Source organism: Klebsiella sp. F11 (genome assembly GCF_056712265.1).
Genome location: NZ_JBWYFE010000002.1, coordinates 239,401 through 257,193 on the forward strand (window position 1 = coordinate 239,401; position 17,793 = coordinate 257,193).

General features: G+C 51.9%; 11 protein-coding genes and 11 pseudogenes. 14 read left to right on the top strand and 8 right to left on the bottom strand.

Going from position 1 to position 17,793, the window contains the following annotated elements:
* Positions 1 to 24: 24 nt before the first annotated feature.
* The 5 genes and pseudogenes from AC1M2H_RS29080 to AC1M2H_RS29100 all read left to right on the top strand — a co-directional run.
* Positions 25 to 1,088, top strand: a pseudogene (locus AC1M2H_RS29080) (IS3 family transposase); the annotation flags it as partial.
* Positions 1,089 to 1,097: 9 nt separating this feature from the next.
* A pseudogene (locus tag AC1M2H_RS29085) lies at positions 1,098 to 1,199 on the top strand (DUF4113 domain-containing protein); the annotation flags it as partial.
* Between the two features lie 267 nt (positions 1,200 to 1,466).
* Entirely contained in the window at positions 1,467 to 2,093 is a 627-nt protein-coding gene (locus tag AC1M2H_RS29090; protein ID WP_480152272.1) for a ParA family plasmid-partitioning AAA ATPase, read from the top strand.
* The gene (locus AC1M2H_RS29095; protein ID WP_480152273.1) at positions 2,090 to 2,392 is read left to right on the top strand and encodes a hypothetical protein; all 303 of its coding nucleotides are present in this window, start codon (positions 2,090 to 2,092) and stop codon (positions 2,390 to 2,392) included. Before AC1M2H_RS29090 ends, AC1M2H_RS29095 begins: the two co-directional genes overlap by 4 nt.
* Before the next feature lie 139 nt (positions 2,393 to 2,531).
* Positions 2,532 to 3,225: pseudogene (locus AC1M2H_RS29100) on the top strand (IS1 family transposase).
* A gap of 420 nt (positions 3,226 to 3,645) precedes the next feature.
* Here AC1M2H_RS29100 and AC1M2H_RS29105 read toward each other — a convergent pair.
* Both AC1M2H_RS29105 and AC1M2H_RS29110 read right to left on the bottom strand, forming a co-directional pair.
* Positions 3,646 to 3,819 (bottom strand): annotated as a pseudogene (locus AC1M2H_RS29105) (IS630 family transposase); the annotation flags it as partial.
* A 35-nt stretch (positions 3,820 to 3,854) separates the two neighbouring features.
* Positions 3,855 to 4,625, bottom strand: coding sequence for an IS3 family transposase (locus AC1M2H_RS29110; protein ID WP_480152296.1), 771 nt, complete (start codon positions 4,623 to 4,625; stop codon positions 3,855 to 3,857).
* Positions 4,626 to 4,663: 38 nt separating this feature from the next.
* On the opposite strand from AC1M2H_RS29110, the gene AC1M2H_RS29115 reads away from it, so the two are divergent.
* Positions 4,664 to 5,878, top strand: a complete 1,215-nt coding sequence (locus tag AC1M2H_RS29115) for an IS91 family transposase (RefSeq protein ID WP_480152274.1) — start codon at positions 4,664 to 4,666, stop codon at positions 5,876 to 5,878.
* Positions 5,879 to 6,027: 149 nt separating this feature from the next.
* Here the strand turns inward: AC1M2H_RS29115 and AC1M2H_RS29120 are convergent.
* The 4 genes and pseudogenes from AC1M2H_RS29120 to AC1M2H_RS29135 form a co-directional block, all read right to left on the bottom strand.
* Positions 6,028 to 6,525, bottom strand: a pseudogene (locus tag AC1M2H_RS29120) (transposase); the annotation flags it as partial.
* Between the two features lie 226 nt (positions 6,526 to 6,751).
* The gene (locus AC1M2H_RS29125; RefSeq protein ID WP_480152275.1) at positions 6,752 to 7,840 is read right to left on the bottom strand and encodes a tyrosine-type recombinase/integrase; all 1,089 of its coding nucleotides are present in this window, start codon (positions 7,838 to 7,840) and stop codon (positions 6,752 to 6,754) included.
* Between the two features lie 219 nt (positions 7,841 to 8,059).
* Positions 8,060 to 8,200, bottom strand: a pseudogene (locus AC1M2H_RS29130) (IS1 family transposase); the annotation flags it as partial.
* Between the two features lie 482 nt (positions 8,201 to 8,682).
* Positions 8,683 to 9,423, bottom strand: a pseudogene (locus AC1M2H_RS29135) (IS256 family transposase); the annotation flags it as partial.
* 62 nt (positions 9,424 to 9,485) lie between these two features.
* Here AC1M2H_RS29135 and AC1M2H_RS29140 point away from each other — a divergent pair.
* The gene (locus tag AC1M2H_RS29140; protein ID WP_480152276.1) at positions 9,486 to 9,953 is read left to right on the top strand and encodes a transposase; all 468 of its coding nucleotides are present in this window, start codon (positions 9,486 to 9,488) and stop codon (positions 9,951 to 9,953) included.
* Positions 9,954 to 9,994: 41 nt separating this feature from the next.
* Positions 9,995 to 10,429 (top strand): helix-turn-helix domain-containing protein, encoded by a 435-nt coding sequence (locus AC1M2H_RS29145; protein ID WP_480152277.1) that lies wholly within the window; start codon positions 9,995 to 9,997, stop codon positions 10,427 to 10,429.
* Here the strand turns inward: AC1M2H_RS29145 and AC1M2H_RS29150 are convergent.
* Positions 10,369 to 10,602, bottom strand: a pseudogene (locus tag AC1M2H_RS29150) (transposase); the annotation flags it as partial. The gene AC1M2H_RS29145 and the pseudogene AC1M2H_RS29150 overlap by 61 nt on opposite strands.
* 300 nt (positions 10,603 to 10,902) lie before the next feature.
* Between AC1M2H_RS29150 and AC1M2H_RS29155 the strand changes: the two are divergent.
* The 6 genes and pseudogenes from AC1M2H_RS29155 to AC1M2H_RS29180 all read left to right on the top strand — a co-directional run bounded on the left by AC1M2H_RS29155 (position 10,903) and on the right by AC1M2H_RS29180 (position 16,891).
* Positions 10,903 to 11,600, top strand: a protein-coding gene (locus tag AC1M2H_RS29155) for an IS1 family transposase (protein WP_480149585.1) whose coding sequence is annotated in 2 segments (ribosomal slippage) — positions 10,903 to 11,152 and positions 11,152 to 11,600 — 699 coding nt in all. Because the reading frame shifts where the segments join, the coding sequence is not laid out codon by codon here.
* A gap of 490 nt (positions 11,601 to 12,090) precedes the next feature.
* Positions 12,091 to 12,448, top strand: a pseudogene (locus AC1M2H_RS29160) (integrase core domain-containing protein); the annotation flags it as partial.
* A gap of 89 nt (positions 12,449 to 12,537) precedes the next feature.
* Positions 12,538 to 14,295, top strand: coding sequence for a WG repeat-containing protein (locus AC1M2H_RS29165; RefSeq protein ID WP_480152278.1), 1,758 nt, complete (start codon positions 12,538 to 12,540; stop codon positions 14,293 to 14,295).
* Between the two features lie 211 nt (positions 14,296 to 14,506).
* Positions 14,507 to 15,693, top strand: a protein-coding gene (locus AC1M2H_RS29170; RefSeq protein WP_480152294.1) for an IS3 family transposase whose coding sequence is annotated in 2 segments (ribosomal slippage) — positions 14,507 to 14,783 and positions 14,783 to 15,693 — 1,188 coding nt in all. Because the reading frame shifts where the segments join, the coding sequence is not laid out codon by codon here.
* 2 nt (positions 15,694 to 15,695) lie between these two features.
* Positions 15,696 to 16,064: pseudogene (locus AC1M2H_RS29175) on the top strand (hypothetical protein); the annotation flags it as partial.
* 45 nt (positions 16,065 to 16,109) lie between these two features.
* Positions 16,110 to 16,891 (top strand): annotated as a pseudogene (locus tag AC1M2H_RS29180) (site-specific integrase).
* Between the two features lie 139 nt (positions 16,892 to 17,030).
* On the opposite strand, the gene AC1M2H_RS29185 reads toward AC1M2H_RS29180, so the two are convergent.
* Complete coding sequence (locus tag AC1M2H_RS29185) at positions 17,031 to 17,321, bottom strand: hypothetical protein (protein WP_087796365.1); 291 nt, start codon at positions 17,319 to 17,321, stop codon at positions 17,031 to 17,033.
* Positions 17,322 to 17,793 lie beyond the last annotated feature (472 nt).

The window sequence follows — 17,793 nt, forward strand, 5'->3', positions numbered from 1 at the left end:
CCAGGATTCCCGGGGCGGTTCAATTCGGCTATTACCCGCTGGGTTAATAAACTGAAACTCGAGCGTCAGGGGGAAACGCCTGCCGGGCTTCCTCTGACGCCAGAACAGCTTGAGCTGCGTGAGGCGAAGAAGAAAATTCAACGCCTTGAAATGGAAAATGAAATCCTAAAAAAGGCTACGGCGCTCTTAATGTCGGACGCACTCAACGATTCACGGTAGTCGACAGGCTGAGAGCGCGGTATCCGGTTTCCGCGTTGTGCCAGACTTTTGAAGTTCATCGCAGCAGCTACAGGTACTGGCAGGCTTCGGCCAATGAGCCCGACGGTGAGCGCGTGGCTAAACGCAGCCAGGTTATGGAGGCCTGGAACGCCAGCGGCGGCTCTGCCGGTGCCCGAAGCATCGCTTCCATCGTCACCAGGGACTCTGGTGTCAAAATGGGCCGCTGGCTGGCCGGTAAGCTGATGAAAGAGCTGGATATCGCCAGCTGCCAGGTACCGGCCCACAAATACAAACGCGGCGGAAACGAACACGTTGAAATACCGAACCATCTCGACCGGCAGTTCGCAGTAACCGCGCCGGACCAGGTCTGGTGCGGCGATGTGACCTACATCTGGACCGGCAAATGCTGGGCTTATCTGGCGGTGGTGCTGGACTTGTTCGCCCGTAAACCGGTGGGCTGGGCGATGTCGACGGCGCCGGACTCAGCACTGACGGTCAAAGCGCTACAGATGGCCTGGGAGCTACGCGGCCGACCAGCGGGCGTGATGTTCCACAGCGACCAGGGCAGACACTATACCAGCCGCCAGTACCGACAGGCGCTGTGGCGCTGCCGGATAAAGCAGAGCATGAGTCGTCGGGGTAACTGCTGGGATAATGCGCCAATGGAGCGGTTCTTCCGAAGCCTGAAGACAGAATGGGTGCCGACGAAGGGCTACAACAACTTCAACGAGGCTCAAAGCGCGATAATCTGCTATATCACGGGCTATTACAGCGCCGTACGGCCTCACTGGTACAACGGCGGCTTAACGCCAAACGAATCGGAGCGACTGTACTACTTACAGTCTAATGCGGTGGCCAGTATTAGTTGACCACAACAGTTTGCGGGACGAGGAATTGCTCCTGAATGGCAAATGAAACGAGAAACGCTTTCCCCTGCGTACACTACCAGATGGACCGATTTGTCAGTAGCCAGGTTATGAATATCTAACTCACTCCATAACCCAATTATCTTGCCATCTTGTTATCTTGTTATCTTGTTATCTTGTTATCTTGTTGTCTTGTTGTCTTGTTGTCTTGTTGTCTTGTTGTCTTGTTGTCTTGTTGTCTTGTTGTCTTGTTGTCTTAATTTAATTATAAAACATGCAGTTAACAACTTATTAAGTTATTATCATAATAAAACAATTGCGTAATCCGTGTACGGGTGGCAATATTAAGTTGTTATCTTAACAACTTAATATGAGGTTATAATGATAATTGTATTAGGTAGTCAAAAAGGTGGTGTTGGTAAAAGTACACTTGCGGTATCAATAGCCGCATATCTGATGTCATTAGGTAATCGCGTGATTATTGTCGACGCAGATGACCAGAAATCAGTATTAACCTGGTACAACAACCGCCCTGAAGATCTCCCCCATATTCCGGTTACAGGCGCAACAGGCAACATCAAAGCAATGTTAAAGGAACACGAAAAATCCTATGATTTTGTCATTGCAGACTGTGCTGGCCGCGACAGTGCCGAAATGCGTAGTGGATTGATGGCCGCAGACGTATTCATTTCTCCGTTGCGGCCTTCTCAGATGGACCTGGATGTTGTACCTCATACATGCTCCGTTTTTACAGCAGCAAAAGATTTTAATGAGGATGTTCGGGGATATCTCGTATTAAATATGACTCCCACTAACATGTTTGTTAATGAAGCTAATCAGGCGGCTGAAGTACTCAAGGATTACCCTGAAATGTACCTGGCGAACTCCCGAGTATGTGATCGAAAAGCTCATCGAGACGCGTGGGCAGAATCAATGACAATTTTTGAAACGCAAAATGACAAAGCACAACAAGAAATCGAAGCGCTAGTTAAAGAGGTTATTCTGTGAGAAATAGAGCAAATACTCCACCTCGAGACGAGGCGGCATTTATTAACGGAGGTACGGCTGGTATTGATAATACCAAAAGGACCTCAGAGAAATCATTGGTTGCAAGTAAAGCAAAACCAGTGAGCATTTCCTTTTTTGAACAAAACTTAAAAGACATTGATGACCTTATAACGGGTGAGATGATTTCAGGTAAAGGCAGAGTGAATCGTTCTGATGTAGTCAGGGCTGCGGTTGAAGCACTAAAAAGTTTATCAAAAACAGAGATATCCAGATTAATTGCAGAAGCGAAACAAAGATAACATTTTGTTATCTTGTTATCTTATTATCTTATTATCTTATTATCTTGTTATCTTGATAATAACCCCTTTTATATTGAGGCAACGGTGATGCCTCTAATTAGTTGAATTGATGTATAATGCCCGCTTTTGAGGTTTTCTCATGGCCAGCGTTAACGTTCATTGTCCCCGTTGTCAGTCTGCTCAGGTTTATCGCCATGGTCAGAACCCTAAAGGCCGTGACAGATTTCGCTGTCGTGACTGCCACCGCGTGTTTTTACTCACCTATACCTATGAAACCCGTAAGCCGGGTGTTAAAGAGAAAATTACCGAAATGGCCTTCAACGGTGCCGGTGTCCGGGATACGGCAAGAACGCTAAAAATCGGCATTAACACCGTCATCCGCACTTTAAAAAACTCGCGCCGAAGCGAATAACATCCTCTCCGGTTGCCCATGCAGATGTGGCTCTTATCTGTGAACTCGATGAGCAATGGGGCTTTGTCGGCAGTAAAGCCCGGCAGCACTGGCTCTGGTATGCCTACAACACCAAAACAGGGGGCGTTCTGGCTTATACGTTCGGCCCCCGTAATGATGAGACATGTCAGGCGCTGCTGGCGTTATTGACCCCCTTCAGCATTGGCATGATAACGAGCGACGATTGGGGAAGCTACGCCAGAGAGGTGCCGAAGGAGATACATCTGACTGGTAAAATTTTCACACAGCGCATTGAGCGAAACATCTGACGCTGCGAACCCGTATCAAGCGGCTGGCACGCAAAACAATATGTTTTTCACGTTCCATCGAATTGCACGAAAAAGTCATCGGCGCATTCATCGAGAAATACATGTTCTACTAATTGGATGCATTACCAAAAAAACATCAGTGTGCATGCTCGCGCTAACGATGAATTCATTCAAGTGCCCCATAAAATTAAAACAGCCGGAATGACACTTATACCAGATACTATCTTTAGAACCAGAAAATAACACACCACTCGCAAATTGTATTTTGATTATTTTATTATTTAAATACAGCTAGTTACACTGATATTGTGTGATTTTTGAGTGGTTTTACTGGTTTCTCTCTGGTTCCTCTATGGTTACTTGCTGGTAACGCAGGGGTTTCTATTTAGTGCTTGCAATACTATCAACAAGTTAACTATGATTATGCCCAGGTGGTTACTGTATGGTTACTTCATGGTGACTTGCAGGTGACGATGAATCGTCCCTTTTTTGAACAAATGATATGCATCACCTTGGCTAAATAGCTTCTCATATTACCGCTCCACTTTAGCCAGACCAGGTTGGTTGCCGGGAAACGGTGAAGCTGCATTCATAAATTGCGTTACCTGTTTCAGTAGCTGCCACATGTACCGGCATTGATGATTTCGCGTTATGGTTTCGTGTAACGCCAGCCACAGTCGTTCTATTGGATTCAGCCATGGCGAATACGGCGCGTGTCAAGGTAGTTGTCGCCTCAGTTAATTCATGCAGCCAGGGTTTCCCGCTCCGGATTTAGCCACACCTCATCCTGTCGGCTCCAGTTGCGCGTTGGCCCAGACCAGCGATGCGGGGTCTGCATTTTTGCTGCTTCATACACCGATTTCCGTTGTGCAAGCAGCGCATGATCTTCACCCCTGTGCCGCTGGCCTGGCGTGACGTAGCGGATGCCGCTGTGCCGGTGTTCCTCGTTGTACCAGCCTACGAAGGTTTCCACCCAGGCTCGCGCCTCTTCCAGCGTCGCGAACCCCTTTTCTGGCCATGTCGGGACATACTTCAGCGTCCTGAACAGTGACTCTACATGTACGTTGTCATTGCTCACCCGCGGCCGGCTGTGCGACGGCGTGATCTTTAGTTCTGCAAGCTTCACCTGCAGCACCTGCGACTTCATTGGCGCACCGTTATCTGCATGCAGCACCAGCGGCTCCTGCCAGCAACTCTCGCTCAGCACCGTCCGTTTCAACAGATCTGCCGCATACTCACCGCTTTCAACCAGGTACACTTCGTAACCCACGATTTTACGACTGAATACATCTTCTATCAGGTACAGGTAGAACCAGTGGCCCGCCGTCTGCGACTTCAGCCAGGTGATGTCCCATGACCACACCTGTCTGGGGGCTGTCGCCTTCCAGGTCGACAGTGGTTTGCTCTGCGGGGCCTTCTGCCGGCCACGGTGCGTGGTTTCTCCCGCCCGCCGCAGCACCCGGTAGAACGTAGCGCCCTTACAGGGCGAGCGTCGCCGCTTCGCTGCTCCGATGGTTTTCATGCCCTGAGCCCCGTTTTATACTCTGCGGCATGTATATTCCGCGCCCCGCAAAGTTGCTGTTCACCATTGATGACGCCTGGAACCGGTATATGGGTAAACACGGGGATACTCTCAGTCCCTGGACCATACTCTGCGTCGAGCGCATGCTCGCCTGCGGCACCGCCGCCATGGGGGTGAAGCGATACTGCTGCACCTCCCCGGGCTGCCCCCACTCCCGCTTCTTCTGCCAGACCTGTAAATCGAAAGGCTGCAGCTCCTGTGGACATAAAGCCACGGAGCAGTGGATTACAGAGCAACAGCATATTTTACCCGACTGCGACTGGCAGCATATCACCTTCACCATGCCCCACCTGCTGTGGCCCTTCTTCAACAACAACTGGCCTCTGCTCAATGCCCTGTTCCGCGCAGCCACCCGCGCCATGCTCCGGTGGGCCCGCAAACAGGGTGTGGAGGTGGGTATCTTCTGCGCCCTGCACACCTACGGTCGTCAGCTCAACCAGCATCCGCACATTCACCTCTCCGTCACCCGCGGCGGACTCGATATTAAACACGGCGTATGGCGCGACCTCTTCTTTAAGAAGCACGCCGTGGAGGAAATCTGGCGCGGGGCCGTCATCCGCCTGCTGCGCCACAGTTATGACCTGATTAATCCCGGCAGCCTGCCGGGGCTGGGCCATATCCGCGATAAAACTCAGTGGCAGCGGTATCTGCAGGCGCAGTACGGACGCCGATGGAAGGTTCACTTTGCGAAGAAAACAAAAGGTGCGTGGCGAAGCGTCAAATACCTGGGCCGGTACCTGAAGCGCCCGCCGGTGTCAGCGGCGAAGCTCAGGCACTACAGCGGCGGGGCCGTGGTGCATAACTATTACGACCACCGTACGCAGCAGTACCGCAAGCAGACGCTGTCGCAGGAAGATATGATCGGGCGCTATATCAGCCATATCCCGGCGAAGCATTTTAAGATGGTGCGTTACTACGGTTTTCTGGCCAACCGTAAACGGGGCACACTGTTGCCGGAGGTGTATGAGGCCCTGGAGATGGAGGTGAGGAAAAAACCGGAGCAACCGGGCTTCGCCGCGCTGATGAAGGAATTTCTGCGCACGGACCCGTACAAATGCATCCTGTGCGGCAACCGTCTGCGCTTTGTCAGCACTCAGGCCGGCAGACACGCCACGGAGTTAGTGTCGGAAAGGCTGCACAGTATCGACCGGAAACGATGGCTGCGGGCCCAGACTGCAGGGTAAGTTCGCCTGGAAAATGGGTTTAAGGTTAAAAATGCGCCGAAAACAGCATTTTAACGCCATAAGTGGCATTATTACCCGCCATCACTACACTCCCGAAGACTATGTTCCTGGTCAGGAAATTTTTAAAACGATGATTCAGTTTCCTAACCATCAAGATAAACAATGGGACAGACTGCATCCAGTGGACGATTTTGCCATTCGACAACCTGCTCAATGACAGCATCGGTGACCTTTGAGACCAGGGCCGGTGAGACATCCGCGTCATACAGCTCTTTGAACGCCGCGGCTATCTCACGGGTGGTCATCCCTTTGGCGTACAACGATAAAATCTGGTTATCCATCCCGGTGATCCGGGTCTGGTTTTTCTTCACCAGTTGCGGTTCGAAAGAGCCATCACGATCGCGCGGTGTACGCAGCTCCAGGGGACCATCGCCTGTGATAACCGTCTTTTGAGTATAGCCGTTACGGGCGTTGGTCGCCGGTTTGGGCTGATGTTTATCGTAGCCGGGGTGATGGGTCATTTCGGCGTTGAGCGCCGCCTCAACACTGATTTTTTTGAGCAGACGATCGAACTGGTTGAGATCGTCAGGGGTTTTGAGATTTTTGGCCAGTTCGTTAGCCAGGGCCTGCAACTGTTTTTCGTCCATAAATTAACCTGCTTTTGATGTTGGATTGAACATATCAAAATCAGGCAATTACACAAATCTATGTACAGGCTCTTTCATACCCATGAATTCAGTCTGACTGACTTTGACACATTATCTGATAGAGGTAATTTTGTATTGACCGATTTGAAGGAGATTAATATCTAACGACGTTTCATTAATCCCCACAATACGTTAACCCCTTACTGCCGGTATCTCCGGACCCTGATTATATGTCGTCCAGATGATTGCGCATAAAGCTCACCATGGCTTTTTCACTGGCAAGGTATGCCCTGATATACCGGAAAACCATCTTCGGATCAGACCAGTTCCCCATCTCCGTAATTTTCTCCAGAGTGTATCCGTCCTTAAACAATTCAATAGCCCCCCCGACTCGCACACTGTGCCCTGTCCACTTAATGTACCGGCCAGACTGCCGGTTATCACCTACTTTACCGGCTATATCCCACAGGCGCGAAAATGCCTGGTTCAGTGAATTGGAGGACAGAATACCGACATCCTCTCGTGTGACCTGTGAGTCCTTCTGCAACTGAGTGAGCAACGCCTGATTGAAGCCAGCCTTCAGGAGCATGTTATCTATAGATTTGCCTTTGGACAGCTTACTGCTTGTGGCCGGAAAATACCGGTTTGTATGGACGTTGACAGGTTGAAACAGGTAACGGTTCCCGAAGGTTTCTGTGTCCGAATACTCCACCGTTTCAATCAGTCGCCTGACGTGTCGGCTGCACTGTGGCGAAAGTTGAAACGTCAGGTTGCTCGACAGGCTTGTTTTGGTCCGCATCACATCCAGAAGGTAACAGGCACTGTCATTTTGCCATTTGAGGTCACCGGTTTTAATCCTCCTGATTTCCACGTTGCGCAGCAGCGTTTCAAAACCAACCCAGATCATAGCTAGGTCACGGATATCCCTGACGTCGTCGCTCTTCTGGAGGGCCCGACGGAGTATATTGAGGTCTGCAACCATAAAAGGAAGAGCTTGGCCGGTAACCACTTTTTTCTCATTTTCCCGCGCCCGCCAGACTTGGACAAGCGCTTTAATAAGAACGTTGCGGAAGTCAGGGAATCCGAGACTCCCGTTAACGCTCGCAAGGCATGCAATGAAATGAGAAATGGTCGCCATTTTGACGGAACCATTCAGCCCGTTGATATAACGTTCAACATCAACAGCAGCCACAGGGAAGGGCGTCAGTCCATTTTTGGCACACCATGACGACCAGACACGGGTGGTCCTTAACTGGCTTCTCGCAGTGTTGTAGCGGCGGAAACGTAACAGCTTAAGCGCATCCAGTGCGCTCATGTCATCTGGCCGGGATAGGGCTATCAACTTCGTTCTATCTGTCATGGAAGATCACATGTCTTTTAACAGCACTGGTTTTATAACCAGTATACTAACAGTATTTTTGTTCAAAGCCAGGAACAAAAACAAAAAACCAAAAATGCCTGACTTGCCAGTCTGTTGGCATTCATTTATTGTTTTCGAAAGTGTTGAGTGTTTTAAACCGGTCATGACTCACATTTAGTGGTAGTGGTTAATCGTCAGATACCATCCGATGACTTTGTCGTGCATCTCTTCTGATTTTGAAAAGCAAAGTGTCTTCCGCGCCAGTCGCTTTAGATGGGTACGCAAGTTCAGGTTGTGACGTTCATATCGCTGTGAACCGCCCCGGCAATCCTGGAGACTAAACTGTCAGTCAAAAGGAGAACACAATGTCATCAAATCGTTACTCTGCGTATTCCGAAGCAAACCGATCATCCATTCCGATTTGTGGCGATCACTGATTCCGAACTCAGGATCGCCGATTCCGATTTGTTCCGATCATGGCTTCCGACGCTGGGATCACCGATTCCAGTGCCCAAGATCACATCAGTAAAGTGCCTCAAAATGGGATAAAACAAGCTCCGTGATATCCATTGCCAGCCCTTATCTGCTCTGGCAAAGGGCTGAGAGAGATTCCATATTTTGGCTCTGTGGAATCCCCATAATTGATGGGTAAAAATGAGCATCATCCCTTCTCAAAACCTGGCGCTCGTAGAGACACAAAAACTTAATTCTCATAACGTCAAAAGCAGTGATCCTGGGTCGAGTCCGTCAAGGTGGTGTAAATTCAGTTACAGTCTTCCGGTCCGGTAATGGGCCCGTTATGCGCTGACTGGCAGCGCTTCGATTACTTCGGTTTCACCAGTCTGGTCTATCTCCGCCATGCTGTGTTGTGGCAGGTAGCGGTTCTGCAACAGCCATTCTTCGTTCTGCTCCGTCAGCACCGCCCCCAGCAGCCGCATGATGCTCTCTTCGTTGGGGAAGATGCCCACCACATCAGCACGCCGTTTCACCTCTTTGTTCAGACGCTCCAGTGTGTTCGTGGAGTGGATTTTCACCCGGTGCGCTTTCGGGAAGCCGAAGTACCCCAGCACGTCTGCTTCCGCCTCGTCCATCATCTCCGTGACTGCCGGCGCGCTTTTTTCCAGCTGGCCGGCGACCTCACGCCAGGTCGCATGGGCACTTTTCTCATCGGTCTGCACGAACACCTGTTGCAGCGCCGCGCGCACCACTGACTGGTTCGCCCTGCTGACGCGCCCCATCACATTACGCATGAAGTGGACCCGGCAGCGCTGCCAGCTGGCACAGAACACCTGCTGTATTGCCGCTTTCAGCCCGCTGTGCGAGTCGGAGATAACCAGCTTCACGCCTTCCAGGCCGCGTTCCTTCAGGCTCAGCAGGAAGGCCAGCCAGAACGTTTTGGCTTCTGACTCGCCGATACCCATCCCGATAATCTCCCGGCGACCGTCCAGGCTGACCGCGCAGGCGATTATAACGGCCACGCTGACCACCCGGCCGTTCTTGCGGACCTTCACGTAGGTCGCATCCAGCCACAGGTAGGGCCCCCCATATCAGGGTAGTTGTCGCCTCTGAGTGAAAAAAATCGGGGGGGCCGGAGACGACAATGAAAATCTATTCACCTGAGCGTAAAGCGGCTGTGATCGCCAGAATGCTTCCACCGCATAATCAACCAGTCAGCCAGTTATCACGCCAGGAGGAGATCCCAATAAAAACGCTTTACCACTGGCGCTCAGAGGCGGGTATTTCCACTCTGCCGGTATCCGGACAGAAAACACCTCCCAGTGAGTGGTCTCAGGAAGCGCGTTTTGCTGTACTGGTTGAAACGGCCCCGCTTTCTGCCCATGCTATAGCTGAATACTGTCGCCGTAAGGGCCTGTATCCTGAGAAAATTCAGCAGTGGAAGGACGAGTTAATGCAACCCGGTCAGCGAGAAGAAAAAGCCGAAATAAAACGATTAAGAAAAGAAAACCAACAACTTAACCGTGAAATTGCCCGTAAGGATAAAGCGCTTGCCGAAGCTGCAGCGCTGTTGCTCCTGGAAAAAAAGCTGAAGGCGTTGTTCGACGAATAAAACGAGGTCGAATGACGCGCACTGCCGGCAGGCTACGGTTGATGACGATAGTGCAGGAAGCCGTCGCTGGCGGGGCCCGACTGAGTGAAGCCTCCCGCTGCGTTGGGCTGAGCGAGCGGACCCTGCAACGCTGGCAGCAGATACCGGACGTTCGGCGAACCTCGACGCCACGGCCGGCCCCGAAAAACAAGCTCAGTGCTGAAGAGGAAAAGCAGGTGCTGGCCATCTGCCATGAACCCCGGTTCGCCAGCCTGCCGCCATCGCAAATCGTTCCGGTGCTGGCTGATGAGAACCGCTATATCGCCAGTGAATCAACGTTCTACCGGGTGCTGCGGCGGGCGGGAGAAACCACGCACCGTGGCCGGCAGAAGGCCCCGCAGAGCAAACCACTGTCGACCTGGAAGGCGACAGCCCCCAGCTTCGGGATGCGCAGGTCCAGCGTACCGAGCCGGGTGTTGTACTGGCGGTCACGATAGCCGTTGCGGTAGGTCTCACGCTCATCACTGCGCTCATGGGGCTCCGCGTTGATGCGCTGGGTGACATCGGCTTCCATGATGCGGTTGAGCATAAATTCGGTGAGTTCACGCAGAAAGTCCTCACCGCCGGGTTGCATCAGGGTATTGGTGAATGTCATGCTGTTGTCAGCCATCGGTTTGTTCCTTTTGGATAATGTCTTCATAACCATTACCTTACCGGATAAGCCGATGGCTCTCACCATCCTTCCGAATTTACACCACGTCCTAAGACTCTACCACTTGCTGAACATCTTTCTCGCTGAGTTCTCTCATTTCTTACCTCCTTGGTTTGCACTGAATTAACCACTATGGGTTAATGATCATATTTCATTACAATCGTAGAGTTAAATAATTGTTAGATTAATTTATGTATCATGTCGGTAATGCACCCAACTTGCTGATTTAGTGTATGATGGTGTTTTTGAGGTGCACCTGTGGCTTCCGTCTCCGTCTGCTGTCCCTCCTGTTCCGCCACTGAGGGCGTGATGCGTAACGGCAAAAGTACTGCCGGGCATCAGCGTTATCTCTGCTCTCACTGCCGTAAAACATGGCAGCTTCAGTTCACTTATGCCGCTTCTCAGCCCGGTACACACCAGAAAATCATTGATATGGCCATGAACGGAGTCGGTTGCCGCGCTACCGCACGCATTATGGGCATTGGCCTCAACACCATTTTCCGCCATTTAAAAAACTCAGGCCACAGTCAGTAACCTCCCGGATAAATCCGGGAAGTGACGTCATCGTCTGTGCGGAGATGGACGAGCAGTGGGGTTACGTCGGGGCCAAATCGCGCCAGCGCTGGCTGTTTTACGCGTATGACAGGATACGCAGGACGGTGGTGGCACACGTCTTTGGTGAGCGGACCATGGCCACACTGGAACGTCTTCTGAGCCTGCTGTCGGCTTTTGAAGTGGTGGTATGGATGACAGACGGCTGGCCGCTGTATGAATCCCGTCTTAAGGGAAAGCTGCACGTTATCAGCAAGCGTTACACGCAGCGTATTGAGCGGCACAACCTGAACCTGAGGCAGCATCTGGCGCGGCTGGGCAGGAAGTCGCTGTCGTTCTCAAAATCAGTGGAACTGCATGACAAAGTCATTGGGCACTATCTGACGATAAATCATTACCAATAAATTGGAGTCATTACCGCTGTGACAGAGTAAAAACAGGAGTTACAGCCATAACTGGCAGTGAAATGCCGCCTTCAGAAGCGGCATTTTTCTTACAGCACCCTATTTATCATAAGCCGGATAAATAAAAACAGGTAAGAGATAGGCCATAGGATAAAAGAGGATAATTTTGCACTCGATACATTAGCAATTGTGTTATACATCAGATGCCATTCAATTAACCGTCTCAATACAATTCGATTGAGCACGAACCCAAAAACAAAGTACGCAATAAACGTAATGATACCGGGGAACCAGGTCGTTCTAGCACTGAGGTTCCAGAACACAATCATGAGCGCTATGCATAGCGCATAGATTCCAATTGATTTACGTAATGAAATCCCCTGAACGCGATTGCCACTTTCAACATCAGACATGCGGTAATCCTTCCACAGTTAAAAATAGTTAAAAACATTAGCATGGAATCCTGTCACCATGAAGAAGATCATATGTATTAGTCTGCCGGGCGCTGATGAAGGCATACAACCTGCGCAATCCGCCTGCGATCTGGTGGTCTATATGGACAGAGGTTCGCAGTATACGGGCGGTCGCTTTCAGTCGATGCTAACATGGTAAAGGCTGAGGAGCAGCATGGGTGTCGTTAGCACCTGCTGGGATACGCAGTAATGGAGAGGTTCTGGGGAAGCCTGAAACATGAATGGCTCCTGCTTGTGGCCCAGCCGACGCGGGCGGGCATGAAACAGGATATGGCAGCGTATATGCGCTACTACAACCTTGACCGAAACCATGCTGCCAACGGTGAGCTGTCGCCCGTGCGCTATGAGCGAATGACTGAGAAAAAAGTTTCCTGATTTATTGACCAGAACAAGATGCCAGCGCAGTCTTACCGGGAAAATGGCTGTAGCCATATGCACGCATCGTTTCAGATAAGGAAGGATTTATGGGCAATCGTATGTATCTCTTCAACGTGCCGGAAATTGGAGATTATTCGAATGAAACTTTTCCCCTCATGGAATGGAAATACGAGTTTCCTTTAATGCTGCATCCGCTTTTCAGCGGGCGGCCGTTCATCGGGCCGAATTGCTATAACGAATGCGAAGACGGTCTATATGCCGAGGCAGGACCAGGCATCGAAGCTATGCGGGCATTCTATGACTTCATCGAGCGCCATGCGCAATCTCTGGTCAATGATATCCGGGCCTTTGAGCGTGCGCGTCACAGGATCTTTGCCCTGCTTGACGAGAGAGCCGAGCATGCATGGTTCCATCTGTATGCGTCGGATGTGTTCAGCATGAGCGATGCCGAGCCGAACGAACAGGCTCTTACGCTTCAGCAGGAGATCATCCTGACTAATACGGCCATCCAACAAGCCATCGAGAACGACGATCCGCGGCAGCTTGACGACATGATGGGCCACGGCTCGACCTGGGCCGCTGATTTCAGGGAACTATTTAACGAGCCGATCTACGACTTTGGTTGGGAGCCACTAAGTTCGATGCTCGAGCGTTCAGACGACGGCCTGGAAGTATTCCGCGACAGAAAGCTTTACGGGTTGCGCCGGTTCGACAGCGGAACGGTTGTCGTCGAGCCACGCTATCAGCAGATCCATTCTTTAGATCCCGACAGCAGGCTTCGAGTCGTCGCGCGAGAAGACCGGCTAGGATATCTCGACGAACGCGGGAACGAGATGATCCCTTGCCGTTTCGAGAGCGTGCATGCGTTCCGGGAGGGGATCGCAGGCGTAAGACTGGAAGGCCGCTGGAGCCTGATAGACCTGCACGGAGTATTGCAGTCGCCCTGCCAGTTCGACGATCTGGAGCCCCTGGGCCATGAGGGCGGCCTCTGGCGCGCCAAGGCCGATGGCCTCTGGGGCGTCGTCGATCGTCACGGGGAGTGGCGCTTGCCTGCTCGCTATCAAAGTATCGAGGACGATTACGACACCTATAGGATGCGTGACGAGCAGGGCAACACAGTGCTTTACAGCAAGAGCCTGCACCCATTAGGCGGCAATGAAATCGAAGAGGCTAAACAAATCATGCTGGGTGAAGGGCAGACCTGCTACCGGCTACGCCACCGCCAGGGCCGCAAGCGTCTCTACACCGTCGTGGACGATCATGGTCTACGGCTTCTGCCGGACGAATATCAGTACGCCTGCTACGAGCCCAACACGCACGCCTGGGTCGTGCGCAACGGTGGATTCGGTATTTTTGACCATCGAGTGGCCGCATACCTGCTGCCTTGCCGGTATGCCAGGATCGTGGTGGAAACCAGCGTTCCCCAGGAGGCCGATAGCAGCCGCCCGCTGCTCGTGCGCCAAGGCAAGCTATGGGGGCTTTATCGCACATGGCCCGAAACGGGCTGGGCTATTGAGCCGGCCTACGACCACTTGGAACATGTCACGTTCGGGATACTGGCCTGCTGCCGGGACAATCGCTGGGGGCTTATCGACAGCCTGGGCCGGATGCTGAGACCGGTTGCCGATCCGCTGCCTCCATATACCGCCTATACACCCGGCGATTGGATCGCAATCGTATTCAATGGCGCCCGCGCCTGGTTTGTAGATAGGACAGGACGGACGGCTGACCTCGGTGCAACCCATGCCGAACGGGCTCGCGCACTCGGGCTTCAGTTCGGGATGAACGAGCACCAGCTTCACTATCTAAACGAGACGCTCCGCACTGCTGGAGCGAGAAAGTGAAACCATCGTCATTCCCGGAATACTTGGCTAGGTGTCAATACCGATGACCCTGTACATGATTCTGTGTAAATGCCTTTTCTCAGAAGTGACCGTCCAGGCGGTCACCGAACTCGATAATAAAGCGGCTCATCGCCATACGCCAGTCCCTCAGAGGCATCGTCCATTTCTGTGAGGCGGCCTGGATTGCCAGCCATACTGCTGTGGTCGAATAATCAGGACACTAAACTTACATCCAAAATGGAGGTGTTTAGTGAATCAGAAGCGAAAGTTTACGCCAGAATTTAAGAAGGAAACGGTGGCCCTGGTGCTGACGCAAAATTACTCCATTGCGCGTGCCGCAACTTCTTTGGGGATCAGCGCCAAAACATTGCGCAGTTGGGTCGCCGCCGCGCGCCAGCGCCATGAAAGTCCGCTTAGTGAAGATGAACAAGCTGAACTCCGAAGGCTACGTCTAGAAAACAAAGAGTTACGCATTGAGAAGGAAATATTAAAAAAGGCGAGCGCCTTCTTTGCGAAGCACATGTCGTGAGATACCAGTTTATCCTCGATAACGCAGGTAATTACAGGCTACGGACGCTTTGTCGCGTGATGCGCATTAGCCCGTCCGCATGGTATGCCTGGCGAAAAAAGCCGATAGCCTGCCCGTCGAAAGATACCGCAGTCAGGGTGATGCTCAAGGCGTTATTCTCTGCCAGTCGGGAAAGTGCCGGGAGCCGAACGCTGGTTAAAAAGCTCCGTGAAGAAGGCGTCACCATAAGTCGTTGGCGCGTTAGAAAAATCATGAGCGAAGAGGGACTTCTCTGCCGGCAACGCCGTGCCTGGAAGGTCACAACGAAACCGAAGAAAGGGGCTGATTTTGCACCAAATCTGTTGAATCAGAACTTCAATCCTCCCGGACCGGACCAGATATGGGTGAGTGATATTACGTATCTGAAAACGGGTGAAGGCTGGTTGTACCTGGCTGCGATCATGGATTTATATTCCCGCCGGATCGTCGGTTGGCACATTGACAAGAGAATGACATCGTCGCTGGTTTGCCGGGCTCTCATGCAGGCTTACAACCTGCGCAATCCACCGACAGGGCTGGTCGTCCATACCGATCGTGGAGCGCAGTATACCAGCAAGCGCTTCCAAACGCAGTTAACCAGTTACGGACTCAGAAGCAGCATGGGAGATGTTGGCGCCTGCTGGGATAACGCGGTAATGGAGCGTTTTTGGGGCAGTTTGAAACATGAATGGGTGCTGTTGATCCCGCAGCAGACGCGGGCAGGTATGAAACGTGATGTTGCAGACTATATGCGTTATTACAATCTTGACAGAAACCATGCTTCGAATGGGTATTTATCGCCAGAGCGATATGAACAGATGGCTGAGAAAAAAGTGTCCTGTTTAACTTGACCAGATCAAGTTGCGGTGGATTCAGCTGTGACGAATTTCAGGCCGCCGTTCTGCCCCTGCCAATTCGCCCGGAGATGCTACGGTTTCTTGAAACCGTAGCGGAGGAGGAATTTTCGCCGGCGCCTCTGGATTACTTCAATATGATGGATGCCGGCGATGCCGCAGCAGTTAAAAAAGGGTACCTGTCATGTCTTCACCGCGCGGGGCTTTCCTGCAGTGAGCATAATCTGTCACTTCTGACACAGGCGCTTTATCCGGTGGATGCCACAGCGGAAAACATGAAGGTCCTGGCCGGGAATTGTACTGAACTGGCCGCAATGAAGGTTCCCGGGGGACTGACGATATTTATCGTGGGTCAGAACTGTGATTAATTTGAACACAAATGAGCAATACGCAGACACGGAGGATAACAGTAAATGATGCCGGCATTACAAGGTCCAGGCGTTTCGTTTTCCGCTGCGCAGCTGCCAGTGGCGATCGATTACCCTGCCGCCCTCGCCCTGCGCCAGATGGCGCTCATTCAGGATGAACTGCCGAAATACCTGCTGGCGCCGGAAGTCAGCGCCCTGCTCCATTATGTGCCCGATTTGCACCGCAAGATGTGCTGGCAACCCTCTGGAACACCGGCGCGCGCATTAACGAGGCGCTGGCGCTGACCCGGGGGGATTTTTCGCTGGCGCCACCGTATCCGTTCGTGCAGCTGGCCACGCTCAAGCAGCGCACCGAGAAAGCGGCCAGAACAGCAGGTCGAGCGCCGGCCGGAAGTCAGGCTCATCGTCTGGTTCCGCTTTCCGATCACCACTACGTCAGCCAGCTGCAGATGATGGTGGCCACCCTGAAAATTCCGCTGGAAAGACGAAACAAGCGCACCGGCAAAATGGAGAAGGCGCGTATCTGGGAGATCACAGACCGTACCGTGCGCACCTGGCTAAGCGAAGCGGTGGAGGCCGCAGCGGCCGACGGGGTGACGTTCTCAGTACCTGTGACCCCCCATACGTTCCGTCACTCCTACGCGATGCACATGCTGTACGCCGGCATACCACTGAAGGTCTTGCAGAGCCTGATGGGCCACAAATCGATTAGCTCCACGGAGGTCTATACGAAGGTGTTTGCGCTCGATGTCGCGGCACGGCACCGGGTGCAGTTCCAGATGCCAGGGGATGAGGCGGTAGCGCTGCTAAAGGGAAATGACAGGTGAACTCTGCCAGTGCTTATCATCTCCCTGCACAGGCTGGCGTATTTCTGCAAAATTGACAGGACAGAATGACCTTAATGTCTAACCGCGCGGCGAATTAAACAAGGGGCTTAAAAAAGTCCGCTACGAAGCGAATAGCGCCTCAGAGTAAAGTGTTATGGAGCGTGATGGTTACAGCTGACCCCTTGACATTCCAGCGAATCCCCTTCCGCCACATAGGTTTCCAGATATGACCTGTCACTTTTACATCCGGAGTGCTGGCTACGGCCGCAAACAGTACGTGAGCATTATCGACATCATCAGGTATGAAATTGTGCGACAGCGGAAAATGCTTGTTCATCGTCCGGATGATGGCGGTCAGTCCATCCTTTGTCCGGGCGCGATGCGACCATTTGCGAGGACCGTTCGTTTCGGCAATAGTAACAATTATCATCAATACCTCACGTTATTCTGTATTCTGATTTTATTCCTGATGATCAGCTTCTACCAGAATGGCTGTATGTCTAACTTCTGGCTACTGATATGATTGAGCCAGCAGTGCTCGCCGCAGCCGAGCGACAGGGCGAAGCCCCGAGTGAGCGAGGAAGCACCAGGGAACAAAACTTATAAATTCTGCTTACGCTAAATGCCTGAAAAATCACCTCCCCCTCGGGGTTATCCACTTATCCACGGGCATATTTTTATAAATTACTTTTTTATTCTTTTTCTTTATTTTACACCTTTTAGGGAGCCTGAAAGCCGCGTACAGTGCGGCCTGAGAGGGGACTGTATGGGAAACTGGTAAACATAATATGGGAAATTAATCACGTATCAGTGGGTTTTATGTCAACAAGCTATGGGATACGCATCAACAAGCTATGGGAAAGAGGTCAAGTTAAGTTCTCAATTATCCACTTGTGGATAAA